This window comes from Streptomonospora sediminis (assembly GCF_054778995.1).
Genome location: NZ_BAAGYZ010000104.1, coordinates 97308 through 116124, shown reverse-complemented (window position 1 = coordinate 116124; position 18817 = coordinate 97308). Strand labels below are relative to the sequence as shown.

Below are 18817 nucleotides of genomic sequence, written 5' to 3'. Positions count from 1 at the left end.
TTATTGGTTGAGGTAGGCGAGTACGGCCAGTACGCGGCGGCTGTCATCGGTGGAGGGCGGCAGGTCGAGTTTGGTGAAGATGCTGTTGATGTGTTTGCTGACGGCTTTTTCGGTGATGTAGAGGCGTCCGGCGATGGCGGAGTTGGAGCGGCCTTCGGCCATTTCGGCGAGGACTTCGCGTTCGCGGGCGGTGAGTTCGGCGAGGGGGCCGTCGTCGGCCTGTTTGGCCAGGAGTTGGGAGATGACGGCGGGGTCCATGGCGGTGCCGCCTGCGGCGACGCGGTGGATGGCGTCGATGAACTGGCCGATGTCGAAGACGCGGTCTTTGAGGAGGTAGCCGACGGCGCCGTGGTCGTCGGAGAGGAGTTCGCGGGCGTAGAGCTGTTCGACGTGTTGGGACAGGACGAGGATGGGCAGGCCGGGCAGGGTTTCGCGGGCGCTTATGGCGGCTTGGAGTCCTTCGTCGGTGAAGGTGGGGGGTAGGCGCACGTCGACCACGGCGACGTCGGGCCGGTGCTGGGTGAGGGCTTTGTGCAGGTCGGGGCCGTTGTCGACGGCGGCGACGACGTCGCAGTCGTGGGCTTTGAGTAGGCGGATGAGCCCGTCGCGCAGGAGGGCGAGGTCTTCGGCGATGACAACGCGCACGGCAAGGGTCCTTCTGGGTAGGGGGCGGTTCGGCGCCGGGGGTGCGGTCGGGCGGCGGGCGCAGGGTTCCCATTGTTCCAGGAGGTTGTGCGGCGCGGGGGCGGGTTCGCCGCGGCGCTGGTAGCCCGGTTTGGCGGGTCGCGCTACCGGTTGGCGCCGGCTGCGATGCGTTGGGCGAGCGCGTCGATGCGGTTGCGGCGGTCGTCGTTGTTGGTCATGGCGAAGCAGGTGTCGTGTTCGGTGGCGCCCCAGGGCACGAGGACGTCGAAGTCGAGGTCGCGGACCAGGGCCAGGCTGTCCAGGTAGTCCTGGCGCAGGTTCGGGTCCAGCACCACCGCCTTCCACTGCCCGTCCTCGATCCAGATGAAGTCGCCGGTGAACAGGAAGCGGTGGGTGTCGCTGTCCCACAGGTAGCAGGTCGTGCCGGCGGTGTGGCCGGGGGTGGGGATCGCCTCCAGGTCGTCGTCGAGCAGGTGCCTGCCGGCGAAGGTGCCGGAGACGTGCATCGAGCGGGCGGTGGCGGCGTTGTCGCGCTCGTGGACGTAGACCGCGGCGTCGAGGCCGGGGTCGCCGTACATCGCCTCGTGTTCGTGGTTGATCAGCAGGCGCGCCGCCCCGCCGAGGCCGTTGATGGCGTCGGCGTCGGTGGTGAGACCGGGCGAGTTGTACACCAGCACGTTGCCGGAGGGGCGTTCCAGCAGGAATGACCGCAGTAGCACGTTGTGCTGGAACGGTAGCCGCGCCGTGCTGGTGGCGCGGAGTCCGTGGACCGGTGTGTCGAGGGTCGGGGTCGGCGGTGTCATGGCGGTTGCGCTCCGTTTCTGAGTGCGGGGTCGGCCGTGTCGGTCTTTTTCACAGCTGCTGGGCGAGAGCCCAGGTGCGTTGGCGTGCTTGTTCGCCGAGGAGTCCGGTGTGGCTGATCATGATTTCGGTGGCCCCGGCGTCGATGTAGCGGCGCAGGCCGGCGGCGACGGTGTCCTCGTCTCCGGCGAGCAGCAGGTCGGCTGCGCTCGAGAGTCCTTCGGTGGCGAGGACCTTCTGGTAGGAGGGGATGGTGTCGTAGAAGCCGAGGACCTCGGCGGAGTGGGCGCGGGCGGCGGCGGGATTGTCGGTGACCACTGCGGGCACGCCGGCCACGATGTGGGGTGCCGGCCGGTTGGCTGCGGCAGCGGTTTCGGTGATGGTCGGGGCGATGCGTTCGGCGAGCGTGCGCGGTCCTGCGAGGTAGGTCGCGGTGCCGTCGGCGAGTTCGCCGGCGGCTGTGAGGGCCCGTGGTCCCATTGCGGCGGCCAGGATCGGGATCCGCGGTGCGGCTCCGGCCACCGCGGCGGGCATGACCGGGCGCGAGACGAGGGTTTCGCCTTCGAATGCGGAGTCGTCGCCGTCGAGTAGCGGGCGCAGTGCGGTGAGGTACTCGCGCAGGTGCTGGATCTGCGGGGGGTAGGGCAGGCCGAATTGGGGTTCGAGCAGGTTGCGCGCGCCGAGTCCGATGCCGAGCCGGATCCGGCCGGTGGTGGCGGCTTGGGCGGTTTTTGCCGCTGCAGCGACGAGTAGGGGATGGCGCGGGTACATCGGCACCGTTGACGTGCCGACGCAGATGCCGGGTTCGGCCCGGCCGGCGTGGGCCGCGAGTTGGATGGCGTCGAAGTCCGTTCCTTGTCCGAACCAGAGTGTGTGTACGCCTGCCTCCGCCGCCTCGTGGGCCAACTCGGCGGCCCGGTCGACGATGTTGTCCATGCCCGGTTGTTGCGCGAATGTTCCGCCGAGGAACACGCCGATCCGGGTTTGGGTGCTGGTCATTGCGGACTCCTCCAGCTGATTGCAGGGACTGCAATCACTCTACACGTTGATTGCAGTCTCTGTAATCGTCTAGGCTGGCGCCATGGGGCGATGGCCGAGCGGGGCGCAGGAGCGGTTGCAGGGCGCCGCGATCGAGTTGTTCTGCGAACGCGGCTACGAGCGCACCACTGTCGCCGACATCACGGCAAGCGCCGGGCTGACCGAGCGCACCTTCTACAACCACTTCGCCGACAAGCGCGAGGTGCTCTTCCCCGACCAGGAGCGGTTCATCGCCGGGGTCGTCGAAGCGGTGGGTGCCGCACCCGCCGACCGGTCCCCGCTCGAGGCGGTCGCCGGCGCCCTTGCGGCCGGCAGTGAGTGGTTCGACCAGCACCGCGACGCCGCCCAGCGCCGCAGGCAGATTCTCGACACCCGGGCCGAACTGCGCGAACGCGAACTGGCCAAGATGGCCGCCCTCGAATGGGCGATCACCGGTGCGCTGCGCGCGCGGGGAGGTTCCCGCGCCTCGGCCGCCGTGACCGCCGCCGCAGCCATGGCCGCCTACCGGCTCGGTACCGACAACTGGCTGGCCGACTCCCGGGGGCGCACGCTGGAACACCACCTGGGTTCGGTTTTCGCGCAGCTGCGCGAGACGGCGCAGCACTGGTGAGCCCGGGCGGGTGGCGGGCGGCCTAGGTTGCCTGCTGGTGGGACGCCCCGGCGGGCGCGGTGGCCGGCGGGGCCAGGTCGCAGGGCAGTTCCATGGTGATGATGGTGGGGCCGCCGGCCGGGCTGAGCAAGGCCATGGTGCCGTCGAAGGCGGTGAGGCGGCGGCGGATGCCGGTGATACCGGTGCCGGCTTGGGGGTCGAGGCCGCCGCGGCCGTTGTCGCCGACGATGACGACCATGCGTCCGCGGCCGTGGTTGATGCGGACCCAGGCGCGGGTGGCGTGGGCGTGTTTGGCGGCGTTGGTGAGGAGTTCGGCGACGGCGAAATAAGCGGCGGATTCGACGGGGTCGGGCGGGCGGCCCGGCAGGTCGATGTCGACGGTGACGGGCATCTGGTGGGTGACGGCCAGGGCCCGTACGGCGCCGTCGAGGCCGCGTTCGACCAGCACGGGCGGGTGGATGCCGCGGACCAGGTCGCGCAGTTCGGTGAGGGCCTGGCGGGTGGACTCGCGGGCCTCGGTGAGCAGGCGCCGGGCGCCTTGGGGGTTGTCGGTGAGCATTTCCTCGGCCATGCCCAGGCTCATGCCCAGGGCGACGAGGCGGGCTTGGGCGCCGTCGTGGAGGTCGCGTTCGATGCGGCGGACTTCGGAGGCCTGGGCGTCGATGGTGTGGGCGCGGGAGGTGGCCAGGTGGGCGACCCGGGCGGCCAGGCGGGCGTGTTCGGTGGGGGCCAGCAGGTGGCGGTTGAGGCGGGCGTAGGTGTGCAGGACGGCGGGGGTGAGCAGGTAGGCGAGGGTGAGCAGGAGGCCGGCGGTGATCAGGGCGGGCAGGGCGTCGAGTTGGTTGGTGACGGGGTAGAGGACGTAGAACGCGTCGTAGTAGCGCCAGGTGACGGTGTAGGCGAGGGCGTGCAGGCCGTGCAGCACCAGTAGCGGGGGCACGGCGGCCAGGGCGAGTCCGGCGGAGCTGTTGGCGGCCAGCCAGATGTAGTCGCGGCGGGTGGCGGGGTCGCTGATCAGGGTGGTGACCTGGGTGGGCAGGCGGGTGTCGGGCAGGGTCCGGTAGGCGGGGCCGGGTACCGGGCCGTCGGCGAGCAGGTGGCCGAGCATGCGGCGGTGGGTGTGGGCGTGGCCGCGCAGCAGGCGGGTGAGGGTGGCGAGCAGGGGCAGGCCCACCCAGGCGATGGACAGGACCGCGGCGATGAGGCTGAGGCACAGCAGTAGGGCGCCGGCTGCTGCGTGGGTGGCAAGCAGCAGCGACCACACGAGCAGGGTGGGCCTGCTGTGGGGCCGGTAGTCGGTGTGGTGGGCCATGGTGCGGTCCTTGCGTGCGGGGTGGGTGTCCTTTCCATTGTGGGGCGGGTGCGGACCGGGGTCGGTGGTGCCATCTCCCCAACGCCCGCCCGGCGGCCGATGGCGGGTCCGGGGCTAGGGCCAGCGCATGTCGGTGGCGTGGGGCAGGTGGTCGATGCGGGTGGCCTTGCGGTCGTTGAGGGCGTCGCGGAGTTGGGTCCAGGCCTGGCGGGGGGTGTTGTCGGTGCGGGTGCAGCCGCCGCGCTGGTCGCAGGCGGTGTGTTGGGACAGGGCGCCGGCGAAGCGGACGGTGCGGTCGCGGTTGCGGGCGCCCCAGGCGCTGACGGCGGCCCATTGGCGGGCTTGGATGCCGTCGGTGCGGTAGATCTGGGGCAGGGCCCGGATGGTGGGGGCGGCGCCGGTGGCCAGGTAGTGGACGTCGGCGAGGGTCCAGCCGTTGTTGCAGGCGGTGGTGTTCTGGCCGGGGGTGGGGCAGCCGCCGGCGGAGTTGGCGGCGTAGAGCCGGCGGTCGGTGTGGGCGGTGTAGGCATCAGCCCAGGCGCGGGCCCACTTGGGGGTGGACCAGGAGGGTTCGGCGTCGATGGCGCCGGTGACGGTGAGGTCGTGGGTGCCGGCGCGGCGGGCGGCGGCGTCGACGATGCGGGCCCAGGCTTTGCCGGCGCGGGATCCGGCGATGTTGCCGTCGGCTTTGTTGTTGACGCCCAGGGCGAGGTGGGCGGTGGTGTCGGAGGTGTTGCACCGGGTGAAGCCGGTGGCGTAGGCGTCGGCGATGTCGATGGCGGCATCGGCGGGGATGCGGGGGGTGGTGCTGCTGGCGGTGGTGCCGGGGTGGCGGAGTTTTCCGCCGTTTTCTTGGGTGCCGAGGAAGAGGATGCGGGGGCCGTTTTGGCCGGTTGTGGCGGCTTGGCAGCCGGCTTCTTCGGCGCGGCGCATGTCGGCGGGGGTGTTGTCGGCGGTGATGTAGCGGCTGGTGGTGTGGCCGGGGTAGCCGGGTTGGGCTGCGGTGGTGGCGTGGGCGCCGGTGGTGGCCAGGGTGAGTGCTGCGGCGGTTGCCGCCAGGGTGCGCAGGGCGGTGGCGGTGGTGGTCATGGGTCTCCTCGCGGGTGCGCGCGTGCGGCTGCGGGCCGTTTGGGCCATTGAGCCTGGGCAGGGGCAGTGGGGGCACGCATCCGGGGAGTCGGGCGTTTCCGGGGCGGGGTGGGGCGTTGCCGGTTTTTTTGGGTTCGGGTTTTTGGGGGTGCGGCGGGGTGCGGGCGGACAAAAAAGCGCCCCCGCCCGGGTGGGCGGGGGCGCTTGGGTGCGGGCCGGTGCGGCGGTCGCCTCACGGCGCGTGGCGCAACGCGGTTCCGAAAGTCCGCCCCTGCAGGGGCGCGGTATTCCGCGAAGGCTTTGAGTGGAGCCCGGGGGACACTTGCTACCGCACCGGTCCGCAGTGGGTGCAACGGGTGGTGGGGCGGGGTTATTCCCGCCGATGTGGCGGTGGTGATCGGGCGACTCGCGGGCTCCGGTTTCCCGTGCAATGGCGCAACCTGTGATGATTCTGGGTGTGTGGCGTGAACTGATCGTTGAGCTGTACCCGCAGGCGGAGCTGGCCGACCCGGCCGATGCGGCGGTGGTCGCCGTGATCGAGAAGGAGTTGGAGCTGCCGCTGCCGTTTGAGCTGGCGTCGTTTTTCGGTGAATGCGACGGGGTGTGCAACGAGTACGGCGATGCGGTGGTGTGGCCGGCGCGGCGGGTGGTCGAGGACAACCTGGCGATGCGTGCCGAGCCGGATTATGTGGAGCTGTATGCGCCCTTCGATGAGCTGATTTTTTTCGGCGACAGCGATATGGGGCCGCAGTTCGCCTATGTGCATACCGATTACGGGCCGGGGGTGGTGGTGTGGGACCACGAGAGCGACCGGCGGCGGCTGGTGTCGGTGTCGTTGCGCGATTACCTGGTTCGGTGCCTGGGCCACGGCGGGGGGTGGTGGCGGTGATGGCCGGGGCCGGGTGCGGGGGTGGGGTAACGGAATCGGGTTGACCTGCTGCTTTGTGCTATTTTGCGGGTGTTGCCCTGCGGTGTGCGGGGCGTGTGTCCACCCCAGCACGAAAGAGCGAGACCAGCGATGCCGCACTCCTCTCCCCACCCGGGCGCTGGTGCGCCTGTGCGTGTCCAGGGCGAGCCCGCCGAGTCCTTCCCCGAGATGGCGCCTGAGGCGCGCCGGGGCCGGGTGCGGGCGATCACGGTGGTGGGCGAGGAGGTGCTGCACCGGACCTGCCGGCGGGTGCGTGATGCGGATTTCGGTTCGCCCGAGTTGGCGTCGCTGATCGATGACATGTTCGTGACGATGTATGCGGCCGAGGGCGTGGGGTTGGCGGCCAACCAGGTGGGGGTGGACTTGGCGGTGTTCGTCTACGACTGCCCCGATGACGACGGGGTGCGCCACGTGGGCCATGTGTGCAACCCGGTGCTTGCCGAGCGCGGCGGGCGTTGGGACCAGTTGGCGGTGGAGGACGAGGGGTGCCTGTCGGTTCCGGGGCCCCACGCTGAGCTGGCGCGCAGCGAGCAGGCGCTGGTGCGGGGCCGCGACCGCGATGGTGCGGCGCTGGAGATCTCCGGTAGCGGCTATTTCGCGCGGTGCCTGCAGCACGAGACCGACCACACCAAGGGCAAGGTGTACATCGACCGGTTGCCCAAGCGGGTGCGGCGCAAGGTGCTGCGGCAGATGGAGGACATGCGCGAGGACGTTTTCGCGCGCCGCAGCGCCGTGGCCGCCGAGCTGGCCCGGGGCGGGGCCCGGGAGTAGCGGGGGCCCGCGGCGCCCGAAGGGTCAGTGGGCGGCGGGGCGGGCGGGTTCGCCGGGGACGAGGTGGTCGGTGAACCCGCGGGCGCAGAGTTCGCCGTAGGCCTGCCAGACGTCGTCGGGGATGTCGACGGGGGCGCTCCAGCCGCGGCGGGCGTAGACGGCCAGGCGCTGCAGGTCGCCCACCAGGAAGTGCACGAGTTCGCTGCGGGTGTGGTCGGGGTTGGCATAGCCCTGGTATCCGCCGCCGAAGCAGGAGAAGGTCCAGGCCGGTTCGGGCCAGTGCCGGGCGGCGGTGGCCAGGCTGCGTTGGGCCATGTAGGGCTTGGCGGTGACCACGGCGCGGGCGGGGGCCAGCCCGGCGGCCGCGGCGGTTTCGCGGGCCAGTTGGAAGTTTTCGCCGGTGTTGGTGGCGCGGGTCTCCAGCAGCACGGCGGAGTCGGGGATGGGCGCCAGGCGGCGGGCGGCGCGGGCGAAGGTGTGTGCTTCGGATTCGGTCCAGCGGGTGCTGGTGGCGTCGCCGCCGGTGCGGCGGCCGCGGTCGCCGGTGAAGATGATGTGCTCGGCGGTGCCGCGCTGGTAGAGGCGGGCGGCGTGGTCGGCGACGCGCAGGTCGTGGCTGCCCAATACCAGGACGAGGTCTTGGCCGGGTGCGGGGTCGGCGGCGGGCAGGGTGTGGAAGTCCCACAGGCGGCGGGCGAGGGCGTGGGTGCGGGCATCGACCGGGGTCACGGGGATCACAGGGGCCACTGTAGCGCGGCGGCGCAGCTGGGCCGGTGGGGCCAGGGCGGGGTCCTGCAGGGCCTGTGTGGTGGGCCAATCGGCTGATATTGGCCCCGTTGCGGGGGTAGGGGGCGGCCATGGTCGATGTTGTCAGCAGCCGTGTCCTGGTCCATCCCACCGATCTGGCGGCCAGCCGCGCGTTCTACCGCGATGTGCTGGGGTTGGCGGTCTACCGCGAGTTCGCCACCGGCGGCGGCGAGTACGGGACCGTGTTCTTTCTGGGCGGCGGGTTTTTGGAGCTGTCGGGGCGCAGTGAGCGGGCGCCCGAGCCTGAGGCGGTGCAGTTGTGGCTGCAGGTGCCCGATATCGGCCGGGCCCGCGCCGAGTTGGTCGAACGCGGCGCGGTGATCGGGCGCGAACCCCGGCGCGAACCGTGGGGGCTGGTGGAGATGTGGCTGGCCGACCCGGATGGTCTGGCCGTTTGCGTGGTGGAGGTGCCCGAGGACCACCCGCTGCGCCGCCGCGATTGACCGCCGGGCCCGCCCCCGCCGCGCGGCGTGCCTCAGGTGTCGGGTGCGGCGCAGCGGGCGCGCACATCGGCGGCGCCGCCGGCGCCCACGGCTGCGGCACGCGTGTGGCGGGTGGCCTCCAGTTCGCGGCGCAGCCGTGCGATCTCGCGGGGGGCGAAGGCGGCCACGGCGCGGGGCAGGGCGCCGCGCACGCTCTGCAGCACGGGCAGCCAGCCTTGGCCGTAGATGTGCAGGCGGCGGCGGGCGATACCGGCCAGCAGGCGTTCGACGGCGGGTTCGGGGGCTCCGGTGCGGTTCAGCGGCCAGGGCAGGCGGGCCCGCATGCGGCGCAGCGCGGTGTCGCTGTCGGCGCCGCGGACCATGTCGGTGTCGGTCCAGCTCAGGTAGGCCACCCCCACCCCGACGCCGTGGCCGGCGAGTTCGGGCGCCAGGGCGTGGGCGAAGGCTTCGGCGCCGGCTTTGCCTGCGCAGTAGGCGCCCATGAGCGGTGCGGGGGCCAGGGCGGCCACGGAGGCGACCTGGAGGAGGTAGCCGCGGCTGGCGATGAGTGCGGGGGCGAAGGCGCGGGCGGTGGCGATGCTGCCGAGGAGGTTGACCTCGATGACGCGGTCGAAGGCTTGGGCGGGGGTGTCGGTGAAGGGGCCGCCGGTGGCGATTCCGGCGTTGGCCACGACGATGTCGATGCCGCCGCAGCGCTGTTGGATGTCGGCGGCGATGCGGTGCAGGGCGGCGCTGTCGGTGATGTCGGCTTCGTAGTGGGTGGCGCGGGGGCCGCAGTCGCGGGCGGCGGCGCGCAGTTCGTCGGGTTCCAGGCCGACCAGCACCGGGTGGGCGCCCTGGTCGGCGAGGCGGCGGGCCAGCATGCGGCCCAGTCCGCGGGCGGCGCCGGTGACCACGGCGGTCTTGCCGGCCAGGGCGGGGTGGGTGGGGCCGCTCATGCGGGCTCCTGCTGTTGGGGGCGGGCGGGGGCGAGGTGGGCATCGGCGAGGCCGGCCAGGGCGCGGGCGAGGGTGTCGGGGGCTTCCAGGGGGCTCATGTGGCCGGTGGCGTCGAGTTCGATGAGGCCGCGGCAGTCGGGGAGGAGGCGGGCCATGCGGCGGGCGTGGGTGATGGGGGTGAGCCGGTCGGCGGTGCCGGCGATGAGCAGGGCGGGGGTGTGCAGGCGTTTCAGGCCGCGGTCGAGGTCGAGGTGGGCCAGGACGCGGCCCCAGCGTGCGCGGGGCAGGGGCGGGGCGGCGTGGATGAGGCGGGTGCACATCTCGACGGCGGCGGGGTCGGCGCCGGGGGCCATGGTCGTGTAGTGCAGGGCGGCGCGGCTCAGGCGGGTGCGGGGGCCCAGCGGCAGCGGTGCGCCCAGCAGGAGGCGGTGGGCCAGTGTTGTGGCGCGGGGGAAGCGGTCGCCGCCGGGGATGACGCGGGAGGTCTGGGGCAGGGCGCTGGGGCCGGTGCTGGCCAGCAGGGCGGCGGCGGTGCGCAGGGCGAAGCGGGGGCGGTCGGCGGCGGCCAGCACGGTCATGGCGCCCATGCTGTGGCCGGCGGCGACGGCGCGTTCGCCGGGGGCCAGGGTGGCGTCCATGACGGCGAGCAGGTCGTCGGCCAGTGCGGTGGTGTGGTAGCCGCTGGCGCGGGGGGCTTGGCTTTGGCCGTGGCCGCGCTGGTCGTAGCAGATGAGGCGCATGCGGTGGGACAGGCGGGTGATGAGGGGGTGCCAGAAGGGGATGGAGCAGGTCCAGCCGTGGGCGAGGACTGCGGCGGGGGCATCGGGCGGCCCGTGGATTTCGGTGTGCAGGCGGGTGCCGTCGGGGGAGCGGACGGTGAGCGTGCGGCGGGGGGCGGGCGGGGTGGGCATGGTCGGCGGCTCCTGGGACCGGGCCGGGGCGGCGGCGGGGTCGGGTGGCAACCGAGCCTAAACCATGACAATGGCTGTTGGAAGAGTCGTGTCGCATCCGCGCGGTGCGGCGGTGCCGCCGCACCGCGCGGATGCGGGGACACCGCGGGCACCGGCCGCTAGAATCGCAGGCCGCACCGCACCCTCTGTCCGGAAAGGCTGTTCCATGGATCAGCGGGACCAGGAGCAGGGCCGGGACCTCACCCTTGAGGCGATCCTGGCGGCGGTGCCGCTGTATGCCCCGGTGGGCGGGACCCGGCGGGGCCGCATCAGCTCCACCGCGACCGAGCCGGGCACAGGCGGGCTGCTCAAGGCCGTGGTCGACTTCGGGTCCACGCCCGAGGGCCCCGACACCGGACCGGATCTGGAAATCGCCACCCGCCGCAGCGGTACCGCGCCGGCCGAAGGCGCCGAGCGCGAGCTGCGCGGTTTCTGCGGCGAACGCGATCTGATGGAGCGCCGCTCCCGCGACCCCGGCGCCGCGCAGTCGCTGGCGCTGCCCGCCGACGCCGTGTGGTCGAGCCGCACCCTCGCCCTGGACGGGCGCGAATGCGCCTGCACCGTGTTGTCCACCTCCCACTCCTGGGTGGCGGCGGCGCACGCCGGCGGCGGGATGCTGGTGCGCGTGTTCACCCCCGCGCCGGGCCCGGGCCCGGCGCGGCTGCGCCGCATCACCGACCCCGGCGAACTGCATCCGCTGCGCGGGCGCGGATAGCCCACCGGTCCGCGCCCGCTGCGCGTCGTGTGCGATCCGGCCGGCCGCAGCAGGGGCGCCGGGGGCCCGCAGCGCTCGCGGCATTTTCCGGTCGCACGGATCGCGCCGCGGCATCCGCGTCCTCGGCCGGTACGGTACCCGCCCGGGCGCCGGTCAGAACTGGTCCAAGGCCCGTTCGATCGCGCGGCGGGCCCGGCCCGGCGCCGCCCCATCGTGCTGGAGCTGCATGTCGGCGTTGAGGGCCAGACCGGCGGCCACGATCTCGAACAGCGCCTGGTCGATGTCGAATGCGGCGGGCAGTTCGCCGTTGTCCACCGCTGCGGCCAGGTCCGCCCGCAGCCGTTGCCGCCAGCGCGACCACACCTCGGCCACCGCGTCGCGGACCGGTCCGGGGCGGCCGTCGTATTCGGTCAGCGCCGCGGTCATCAGGCAGCCGCCGGGCAGCAGCGGCGCTTCCAGGTAGCCCACGGAGTTGGCGCACACCGCGCGCAGCCGCCGCAGCCCCGGCGGCTCGGCCAGCGCGGGCTCGACCACCCGGTGCCAGAAGTCCACGAACGCCTTGTCCAGCGTGGAGATCTGCAGTGTCTCCTTGGTGCCGAAGTGCTTGTGCACCCCGGACTTGCTCATCTGAAGCTCTTCGGCGAGCCGGCCGATGGTGATGCCTTCCAGGCCTTCCTCGGAGGCGATCTCGGCGGCGCGGCCGAGGATCCGGCCCTTGGTGGCCTGGGCTTCGGCCGCTGAGCGTCGTGGTGACATGGAACAACTATAGCGTACGTGCGTTCGCCATTGATTTAGCGAACGGTCGTACGATAAGTTCTGTGGCAACCACCGAACACGGGACAACCAGGACAAGGGAGCGCACCATGCGGGTACGGCGGCTGGGCTGGGCCGGACTGGAGATCGAAGCAGGCACCAGGCGGCTGGTGATCGACTACGTACAGGACCTCTCACCGCTGTTCGCGGGATGGAAGCCCGGCCGCGGCCTGGCGGCACCGAGCGGCACGGCCGGGGCCGCACTGCTCACCCACCTGCACCGCGACCACACCGACGCCGCCGCGCTCGCCGGCGCGCTGGCACCGGGCGCGCCGGTGCTGCGGCCGGCGCCCGGCCACGGCGACGACACCGACAACGTCACAACGCTGCCGGCCGAGCGCGAACTGGCCCTGCACGGGTTGGCCGCCGAGGCCGTCGATGCCTGGTCCACCCGCGAAACCGGCCCCTTCCGCGTCACCGCGGTCCCCGCCGTCGACGGGCTGGGCGACCCCCAGCTGAACTGGGTGGTGGAGGCCGAGGGGCAGCGGGTCTTCCACGGCGGCGACACGATGTTCCACGGTTACTGGTGGCGCATCGCGCGCCGGTTCAGCCCGTTCGACGCGGTCTTCCTGCCCGCCAACGGCGCGGTGGTCGACGCGCCGCACCTGCAGCCGCCCAGCCCGCTGCCCGCCGCGATGGACCCAAACCAGGCCGCCGCGGCCGCGGAGATCCTCGGCGCCCGCTACGCAGTGCCGATGCACTACGAAGCCGAGGTGCCGGACAAGATCGCGGGCTACGTCGAGGTCGCCGACCCCGAGGACGCGTTCCGCGCGCACGCCCGAGGGCGCGCGCACGTGCTGGCCGTCGGGCGATGGCTGGACCTGGCAACGTAGGCGGGGACTCCGCCGCGCCCGGACGCAGGAGAGCGTGCCGGCCGGCAGCCACGCGGCGCCGCCGCCACCGCGTTCGGCGGCGCCGCGGGCAGGGCCGGCGGTGCACCGCGGATCAGCAGCAGCCGCCCTGCGGCCCGTCGCCGGGGCCGGGGTCGCCACCGGCCGCGTTCTCGGCGGCGGCGGACTCCTGGGCCGCGGCGGTCAGCAACCGGCGCGGGCCCGGGCCTTGGGCGGCGAGCCGGTCCTGGGGGTTGGACAGCGCGCAGCGCTCCAGCGACAGGCAGCCGCAGCCGATGCAGTCGGTGAGGTCGTCGCGCAGCCGCTCCAGTTGGGCGATGCGGTCCTGCAGTTCGTCGCGCCAGGTCTGGGAGAGCTGCGCCCAGTCCTGGCGGGTGGGTGTGCGGGCCTCGGGCAGCCACCCCAGCGCGTCGCGGATGTCGGCCAAGGGGATGCCCACCCGCTGGGCGACCCGGATGAAGGCGACCCGCCGCAGGGTGTCGCGGCGGTAGCGGCGCTGGTTGCCGGCGGTGCGGCGGCTGGTGATCAGCCCTTTGCGCTCGTAGAAGTGCAGGGCGGAGACGGCCACCCCGCTGCGTTCGGCGACCTGGCCCACGGTCAGTTCTTTGGCCTTCCACGACGGCTGGCCCGACATTCGCTGCCTCCCATCGCACAACATCAACCCTGCTTGAGGTTAACCGGTGCCGACGGCGGAAACGAAACCACTGCAGGGCCGCGGCGGCATCCGGGCGCGGCGCGGCCGGTGCGCAGGCGGGTGCGGCGACTTGGCGCATACCGCTTGCACGCCCATCGGCCCTGGGTGATATTGGGATACCGCACCCGCGGCCTCGGCGTTCACCGCCGCAGACCGGCCGCGGATGCGCCGGGCGCGTGCGAAACCGGGGGAGCAGACCGAGCCGTGCACAACACGACCGCGGGTGCGGGGTCTGGCCCTCCCGGCGCCATCGCGCCCACCGAGGCGGCCGACCACCGCATCGCCTTCGCCGGGCAGGCCGCCAGCGTGGGGGCCATGCGCGACTGGGTCGCCCGGTGCCTGCGCCGCTGCCCCTTCGACCACCCCCCGGAAATGGTCGAGGACCTGCTGGTGTGCGCCAGCGAGATCGGCACCAACGCGGTGCGCCACTCCCGTTCGGGGCTGCCCGGGGGCATCTTCACCGCTTGCCTGTGGCTGCGTTCGGCACAGGTGCGCCTGGAGGTCGCCGACATGGGCCCGCGCCCGGGCCGGCCCACCCTGCCCCGCATCGACCCCGCCGCGCTGGACGACGGCGCCGCCGAGAACGGGCGCGGCCTGGGTTATGTGTACACCTTGTGCAACGGCCGGTGCGGTTCCACAGCGCCGCCCGACCCGCGCGGCCACGCCGTGTGGTGCGAGCTCGAACCCGGCGCGGCATCGGCGGGCTAGCATCGCCGCAGGGGTAGGGGATGCACCGCGGAAAGGGCGGACGATGATCACCAGAATGGGTGTGGCCAGCGTTTTCGTGTTCGATTACGAGCAGGCCAAAAGCTTCTTCGTGGACCGGCTCGGATTCAACGAGCTGTTCGATCTGCGGATGGACAACGGTATGCGGTGGTTGACGGTGACCCCGCCGGCCGATCCGCGGTTCCAGTTGAGTCTGGCGGTGCCGGGCCCGCCGATGCACGACGCCGAGACCGCCGCGGCCATCCGCGGGCTGGTGGCGGCGGGCGCCCTCAGCGGGGGCGCCTGGAACACCGACGACTGCCGCGCCACCCACGCCCAGTACGCTGCGCGCGGCGTGGAGTTCCTGCAGGAGCCCTACGAGGTGCCCTACGGGATCGAGGCGATCTTCCGCGACCCCTTCGGCAACTGGTACAGCCTCAACGAGCTCAATGCCGACGCGCTGGACCCCCAGGCCGCGGCGGAGCATTTCGCCCCCGGCTCGGAGTCCTGACCGCGGCCCGCCGCCGGTTCCGGCACCCGCGCGGGCAGTGCCCGCGTATACGGGCGGTGGCGATCACGGAGAAATGCCCGTCCCAGCGCTGGAACCGGGCATTCCTCCGTGGTCATCAGCGCGTCGGGCGGCCCCGTTCAGGCCGGCACCCGGGCGGTGTCGCGGTCCCATACGCGGTGGCCCGCCAGCACCCGGGCGAAGGCCGCGTAGAACTCGCCGGGGTCGCCGCCGCGGTGGGTGACCACGCCCTGGTCGGCCACTGCGGCGGTGTCGCCGTCGCCGGCCAGCCGCAGGCGGGGCAGCGGCGCGGCTTCCAGCACGCCCACGCCTTCGTGCAAGGCGGCCAGCGGCTTGGCGTGTTTGAACGCCTCGGCCACGAAGTTCAGCGCCAACCCGTCCTCGGCCAGCGATGCGGCCGAGGCGGCGCCGCCGGCCACCACAACGGCGTCGTAGAGCACCGAGGCCACGGTGTGCATGGCCCGGTCCGCACCCAGCGTCTGGCCGTTGGTGGAGCGCAGCCGCCCGTCGTGGGGGGCCAGCACCTCCACCTGCGCGCCGCGTTCGGCCATGGCCTCGCGCAGCCGCAGCACCTCGGCGGCGTTGACGCCGTCGGTGGCCAGGACCGCGATCTGGCGGGAGTAGATGGTGTCGGTGGGCGAGTTGGCCTGGCTCAGGGCCGGTGAGGAGCGGCCGTGGTTGGCGGCCGCTTCGGTGGCCGGCGGGTCGACACCGATGCCGTGGGCGACCTCGGCGGCCAGGGTGTGGTCGATGTGGTTGAGGTGGCCGACGACGCGTTCGCGCACGGCGGTGGTTTCGCATTTGCCCAGTTCGAATTGGAACGCCGAGGTCAGGTGCGCGCGTTCCCAGTCGGCGAGGCTGTTGAGGAAGAGCGTGGCCTGGCTGTAGTGCTCCTTGAAGCTGTCGCTGCGTTTGCGGATCTTGGCGCCGTCGACGCGCTCCTGGTAGTGGCTGTAGGGCGCTTCGCCCAGGTAGGGGCAGCCGCCGCTGAGCGAGTTGGGGAAGTAGCTGGTGCGGCCGCGGTGCACCGCCTGCTGGTTGTAGCCGTCGCGCTGGTTGTTGCTGACTTCGGCGATGGGGCGGTTGACCGGGATTTGCTGGAAGTTGGGGCCGCCCAGCCGGATGAGCTGGGTGTCGAGGTAGGAGAAGTTGCGGGCCTGCAGCAGCGGGTCGTTGGTGAAGTCGATGCCCGGGACCACGTTGGCGGTGTGGAAGGCGATCTGCTCGGTTTCGGCGAAGAAGTTGTCGGGGTTGCGGTCCAGCACCATCTTGCCGACCGGGGTGACCGGTACGACCTCCTCGGGGATGATCTTGGTCGGGTCCAGCAGGTCGAAGTCGAAGGCGAACTCCTGGGACTCGGGCACCAGCTGCAGCCCCAGCTCGTATTCGGGGTACTGGCCGCGTTCGATGGCGTCCCACAGGTCGCGCCGGTTGTAGTCGGGGTCCTTGCCGCCGATCTTCTGGGTCTCGTCCCAGACCAGGGAGTGCGTGCCCAGAAGCGGTTTCCAGTGGAACTTGACGAAGGTGCCTTCGCCGCGTTCGTTGACCAGGCGGAAGGTGTGCACGCCGAAGCCCTGCATCATCCGGTAGCTGCGCGGGATCGCGCGGTCCGACATCAGCCACATCATCATGTGCAGGGTTTCGGGCTGCAGCCCGACGAAGTCCCACAGGGTGTCGTGGGCCGACTGGGCCTGGGGGATCTCGTTGTCGGGCGCGGGTTTGACCGCGTGGACGAAGTCGGGGAATTTGATGCCGTCCTGGATGAAGAAGACCGGCATGTTGTTGCCGACGAGGTCGTAGTTGCCTTCGCGCGTGTAGAACTTGGTGGCGAAACCGCGGACGTCGCGCACCGTGTCGGCCGAACCGCGCGAGCCGGCCACCGTCGAGAACCGCACGAACACCGGGGTGCTCAGGCCGGGGTCGGTGAGGAAGTCGGCGCGGGTGTAGCGGGCCAGCGACTCATAGACCCGGAAGTGGCCGTAGGCGCCGGCGCCGCGGGCGTGGACGACGCGTTCGGGGATGCGTTCGTGGTCGAAGTGGGTGACCTTCTCGCGGAAGTGGAAGTCCTCCATCAGGGTGGGGCCGCGCTCCCCGGCGCTGAGGGCGTTGTCGGTGTCGTCGACGCGCACACCGGTGTTGGTGGTCAGCGCCTGTTGGGAGTGGTCGCGGACTCCGGCGAGCTGGCGGTCCTTCTCGTCGCCGTGGGCCGCCTCGGTGCGGGCGGACTGGTCGCGGGAGAACTCGGACATGGCGGTGCCCCTTCTGCTTGCGTCGGCTCGGGCCGCGGGCGGTGGCTGCGGGCGCGCCCGGCGGCTGGTGCGCCCGTGGCGCCCGCTGACCACAGGCGCCGCGGCCAAACGCGGCAGCGGGGCGGCTGTGGGGCCCGGCACAGGCGGTGCGGGTTCGGTGATCGGCGGGAGCGGCGCGGGTAGAGTCCGGGCACATGCGCGCGGCGCCGCCGTTGCGGCAAGCACCGTTTCACCGAAGTACCCGCAAACCCAACCGCCCTGAAGAGGAGTAGCGAGCGTTATGGCACAGCCCGGTCTGGTGCGCAGCACCCGCAACAAGATGATCGCCGGAGTCTGCGGCGGCCTGGCCCAGCGTTTCGGCATGTCGCCGTTTCTCGTGCGGCTGCTGTTCGTCATCTCCTGTCTGATCCCGGGTCCGCAGTTCATCATCTACATCGCGATGTGGATTGTGATCCCCAAGGAGTCCTGAGGCGCCTGCGGTGCCGCGCCGCGGCGGTTCATTGGGCCGGCTGCGGTGCGGCACCGCCCAGCAGGGCGGCCACCAGTTCGGCGGCGACGCGTTGGTGCGGTTCCCGGGCGCGGTCGCGATCGCCGGGGAAGTGGCTGAGGAAGGCGTGCTGCAGGCATGCGCCCAGCAGCAGGTCGGCCAGGGCCCGGGGGTCGGTGCCGGGGGCGAGCCGACCGTGTGCGCGTTCGGCGGCGAGGTAGCCGGTGAGTGCGGCGGTGATGTTGGCGGGGCCGGTGCCGCGTTCGCCCAAGGCGGTGCGGTGGGCCTGCAGGAGTGCGGGTTCGGAGAACACCGAGGCGGCGATGGGGAAGGTGTCGGTGTAGAAGGAGATGGCCGCTGCGGCGACCTCTTCGAGGGTGGCGGTGACCTCGCCGCGGCCGGCGCGCTGGGGCAGTTGGGCCAGCAGGGCCGGCAGGGCGCTGGGGACGCGTTCGCTGAGCACGGCCACGAACAGGTCGGTTTTGTCGCGGAAGTGCTTGTAGAGGGTCGCTTCGGAGTAGCCGGCGGTTTCGGCGATCTGGCGGGTGGTGGCGCGGGCCAGTCCGTGGCTGCGCATGACGTGTGCGGCGGCGTCGACGATGCGTTCGCGTGTGGGCACGGTGTCCTCCCGGTGGTGGGGCGCGGCGGGGACGGAGCCGGGTCCCCCGCTTGACAGGTGAGTAAGTGCTTACCCACACTACTGGTTAGTGAGTACTCACCAACCAGTGCTTACCCGCCTTGCACACCCCGGGAGACACGATGAACCTCACCCTCATGGGCGCCACCGGCGGCCTCGGCCGCGCCTTCGCCCAACGCGCCTGCGAAGCCGGCCACCGCGTCACCGCCCTGGTCCGCGACCCCGCCCGCATGGACTACGAGCACCCGAACCTGACCACCGCCCGCGCCGATGTCACCGACGCCGGGGCGCTGGCCCCGCTGCTGGCCGGGCGCGACGCGGTCGTCTCGGCGCTGGGCCACCGCGGCAGCGGCCCGGCCACCATCTGCGCCACCGCCGCCCGCAGCACCACCGCGGCCATGGCCGAGGCCGGTGTGGCGCGGCTGGTGGTGGTCAGCGCCGCGGGCATGTTCACCGACGGCGACGGCCCCATCACCCGCATGGTCGCCAAACCCATCCTGCAGCGGGTGCTGCGCGAGAACTTCGCCGACATGCACGCCATGGAGGCCACGGTGCGCGCCAGCGGCCTGGACTGGACGATCGTGCGCCCGCCCCAACTGCTCGACAAGCCCTACACCGGCCGCTACCGCACCGCCGTGGGCACCAATGTGCGCGGCGGCATCCGCATCGGCCGCGCCGACACCGCCGCCTGCATGCTCGACTGCGTGGAAGGAGCCGAGCCCATCGCCGACAGCATCGCACCGGCGTACTGAACGGGCCGGGCCCCGGCGCTTTGGCCGCCTCCGCCGGCGGGATCAGTCCATGC

General features: G+C 72.4%; 22 protein-coding genes. 10 read left to right on the top strand and 12 right to left on the bottom strand.

Annotation, left to right across the window (positions count from 1 at the left end; genetic code table 11):
* The 3 genes from ACYVD5_RS20870 to ACYVD5_RS20860 form a co-directional block, all read right to left on the bottom strand.
* A complete protein-coding gene (locus ACYVD5_RS20870) occupies positions 1–645 on the bottom strand; it encodes a response regulator (protein WP_461002790.1) in 645 nt (214 codons plus the stop codon).
* 143 nt (positions 646–788) lie between these two features.
* Positions 789–1448, bottom strand: a complete 660-nt coding sequence (locus ACYVD5_RS20865; protein WP_461002789.1) for an MBL fold metallo-hydrolase — start codon at positions 1446–1448, stop codon at positions 789–791.
* Between the two features lie 49 nt (positions 1449–1497).
* Positions 1498–2445, bottom strand: coding sequence for a TIGR03564 family F420-dependent LLM class oxidoreductase (locus tag ACYVD5_RS20860; RefSeq protein ID WP_461002788.1), 948 nt, complete (start codon positions 2443–2445; stop codon positions 1498–1500).
* Positions 2446–2527: 82 nt separating this feature from the next.
* Here ACYVD5_RS20860 and ACYVD5_RS20855 point away from each other — a divergent pair, with 82 nt between their 5' ends.
* The gene (locus tag ACYVD5_RS20855) at positions 2528–3094 is read left to right on the top strand and encodes a TetR/AcrR family transcriptional regulator (RefSeq protein ID WP_461002787.1); all 567 of its coding nucleotides are present in this window, start codon (positions 2528–2530) and stop codon (positions 3092–3094) included.
* Between the two features lie 22 nt (positions 3095–3116).
* On the opposite strand, the gene ACYVD5_RS20850 is transcribed toward ACYVD5_RS20855, so the two are convergent.
* Both ACYVD5_RS20850 and ACYVD5_RS20845 read right to left on the bottom strand, forming a co-directional pair.
* Positions 3117–4406 (bottom strand): sensor histidine kinase, encoded by a 1290-nt coding sequence (locus ACYVD5_RS20850; protein WP_461002786.1) that lies wholly within the window; start codon positions 4404–4406, stop codon positions 3117–3119.
* Between the two features lie 114 nt (positions 4407–4520).
* Positions 4521–5495 (bottom strand): hypothetical protein, encoded by a 975-nt coding sequence (locus tag ACYVD5_RS20845; protein WP_461002785.1) that lies wholly within the window; start codon positions 5493–5495, stop codon positions 4521–4523.
* Between the two features lie 445 nt (positions 5496–5940).
* On the opposite strand from ACYVD5_RS20845, the gene ACYVD5_RS20840 reads away from it, so the two are divergent.
* Positions 5941–6384 (top strand): SMI1/KNR4 family protein, encoded by a 444-nt coding sequence (locus tag ACYVD5_RS20840; RefSeq protein ID WP_461002784.1) that lies wholly within the window; start codon positions 5941–5943, stop codon positions 6382–6384.
* Between the two features lie 129 nt (positions 6385–6513).
* Positions 6514–7194 (top strand): peptide deformylase, encoded by a 681-nt coding sequence (gene def, locus ACYVD5_RS20835; protein ID WP_461002783.1) that lies wholly within the window; start codon positions 6514–6516, stop codon positions 7192–7194.
* A gap of 24 nt (positions 7195–7218) precedes the next feature.
* Here the strand turns inward: def and ACYVD5_RS20830 are convergent, their stop codons facing one another.
* Positions 7219–7932: a YdcF family protein gene (locus ACYVD5_RS20830; RefSeq protein ID WP_461002782.1), complete on the bottom strand. Its 714-nt coding sequence runs from the start codon at positions 7930–7932 to the stop codon at positions 7219–7221.
* A gap of 119 nt (positions 7933–8051) precedes the next feature.
* Between ACYVD5_RS20830 and ACYVD5_RS20825 the strand changes: the two genes are divergently transcribed.
* Complete coding sequence (locus ACYVD5_RS20825) at positions 8052–8444, top strand: VOC family protein (RefSeq protein WP_461002781.1); 393 nt, start codon at positions 8052–8054, stop codon at positions 8442–8444.
* Between the two features lie 32 nt (positions 8445–8476).
* Here the strand turns inward: ACYVD5_RS20825 and ACYVD5_RS20820 are convergent, their stop codons facing one another.
* Both ACYVD5_RS20820 and ACYVD5_RS20815 read right to left on the bottom strand, forming a co-directional pair.
* Positions 8477–9382 (bottom strand): SDR family oxidoreductase, encoded by a 906-nt coding sequence (locus tag ACYVD5_RS20820; RefSeq protein ID WP_461002780.1) that lies wholly within the window; start codon positions 9380–9382, stop codon positions 8477–8479.
* On the bottom strand, positions 9379–10293 hold the full coding sequence (locus tag ACYVD5_RS20815) for an alpha/beta fold hydrolase (RefSeq protein WP_461002779.1): 915 nt from the start codon (positions 10291–10293) through the stop codon (positions 9379–9381). The genes ACYVD5_RS20820 and ACYVD5_RS20815 overlap by 4 nt, the downstream gene beginning before the upstream one ends.
* Positions 10294–10498: 205 nt before the next feature.
* Between ACYVD5_RS20815 and ACYVD5_RS20810 the strand changes: the two genes are divergently transcribed.
* Positions 10499–11047, top strand: a complete 549-nt coding sequence (locus tag ACYVD5_RS20810) for a hypothetical protein (RefSeq protein WP_461002778.1) — start codon at positions 10499–10501, stop codon at positions 11045–11047.
* A 153-nt stretch (positions 11048–11200) separates the two neighbouring features.
* On the opposite strand, the gene ACYVD5_RS20805 is transcribed toward ACYVD5_RS20810, so the two are convergent.
* A complete protein-coding gene (locus tag ACYVD5_RS20805) occupies positions 11201–11803 on the bottom strand; it encodes a TetR/AcrR family transcriptional regulator (RefSeq protein WP_461002777.1) in 603 nt (200 codons plus the stop codon).
* A gap of 62 nt (positions 11804–11865) precedes the next feature.
* Here ACYVD5_RS20805 and ACYVD5_RS20800 point away from each other — a divergent pair, with 62 nt between their 5' ends.
* Complete coding sequence (locus tag ACYVD5_RS20800; protein ID WP_461002776.1) at positions 11866–12693, top strand: MBL fold metallo-hydrolase; 828 nt, start codon at positions 11866–11868, stop codon at positions 12691–12693.
* Positions 12694–12805: 112 nt separating this feature from the next.
* Here ACYVD5_RS20800 and soxR read toward each other — a convergent pair whose 3' ends face one another.
* Positions 12806–13345 (bottom strand): redox-sensitive transcriptional activator SoxR, encoded by a 540-nt coding sequence (gene soxR, locus ACYVD5_RS20795; RefSeq protein ID WP_461002775.1) that lies wholly within the window; start codon positions 13343–13345, stop codon positions 12806–12808.
* Positions 13346–13609: 264 nt separating this feature from the next.
* Between soxR and ACYVD5_RS20790 the strand changes: the two genes are divergently transcribed.
* Both ACYVD5_RS20790 and ACYVD5_RS20785 read left to right on the top strand, forming a co-directional pair.
* Complete coding sequence (locus ACYVD5_RS20790; RefSeq protein ID WP_461002774.1) at positions 13610–14113, top strand: ATP-binding protein; 504 nt, start codon at positions 13610–13612, stop codon at positions 14111–14113.
* Positions 14114–14156: 43 nt separating this feature from the next.
* Positions 14157–14621: a VOC family protein gene (locus ACYVD5_RS20785; RefSeq protein WP_461002773.1), complete on the top strand. Its 465-nt coding sequence runs from the start codon at positions 14157–14159 to the stop codon at positions 14619–14621.
* Between the two features lie 137 nt (positions 14622–14758).
* Here ACYVD5_RS20785 and ACYVD5_RS20780 read toward each other — a convergent pair whose 3' ends face one another.
* Positions 14759–16888 carry a catalase gene (locus ACYVD5_RS20780; protein ID WP_461002772.1) on the bottom strand — a complete coding sequence of 710 codons (2130 nt, stop codon included), beginning with the start codon at positions 16886–16888 and terminating at the stop codon, positions 14759–14761.
* A gap of 280 nt (positions 16889–17168) precedes the next feature.
* Between ACYVD5_RS20780 and ACYVD5_RS20775 the strand changes: the two genes are divergently transcribed.
* Positions 17169–17357 carry a PspC domain-containing protein gene (locus tag ACYVD5_RS20775; RefSeq protein WP_461002771.1) on the top strand — a complete coding sequence of 63 codons (189 nt, stop codon included), beginning with the start codon at positions 17169–17171 and terminating at the stop codon, positions 17355–17357.
* Between the two features lie 28 nt (positions 17358–17385).
* On the opposite strand, the gene ACYVD5_RS20770 is transcribed toward ACYVD5_RS20775, so the two are convergent.
* Entirely contained in the window at positions 17386–17994 is a 609-nt protein-coding gene (locus ACYVD5_RS20770) for a TetR/AcrR family transcriptional regulator (RefSeq protein WP_461002770.1), read from the bottom strand.
* 140 nt (positions 17995–18134) lie between these two features.
* Here ACYVD5_RS20770 and ACYVD5_RS20765 point away from each other — a divergent pair, with 140 nt between their 5' ends.
* A complete protein-coding gene (locus ACYVD5_RS20765) occupies positions 18135–18764 on the top strand; it encodes an NAD(P)-dependent oxidoreductase (RefSeq protein ID WP_461002769.1) in 630 nt (209 codons plus the stop codon).
* Positions 18765–18817: the final 53 nt, after the last annotated feature.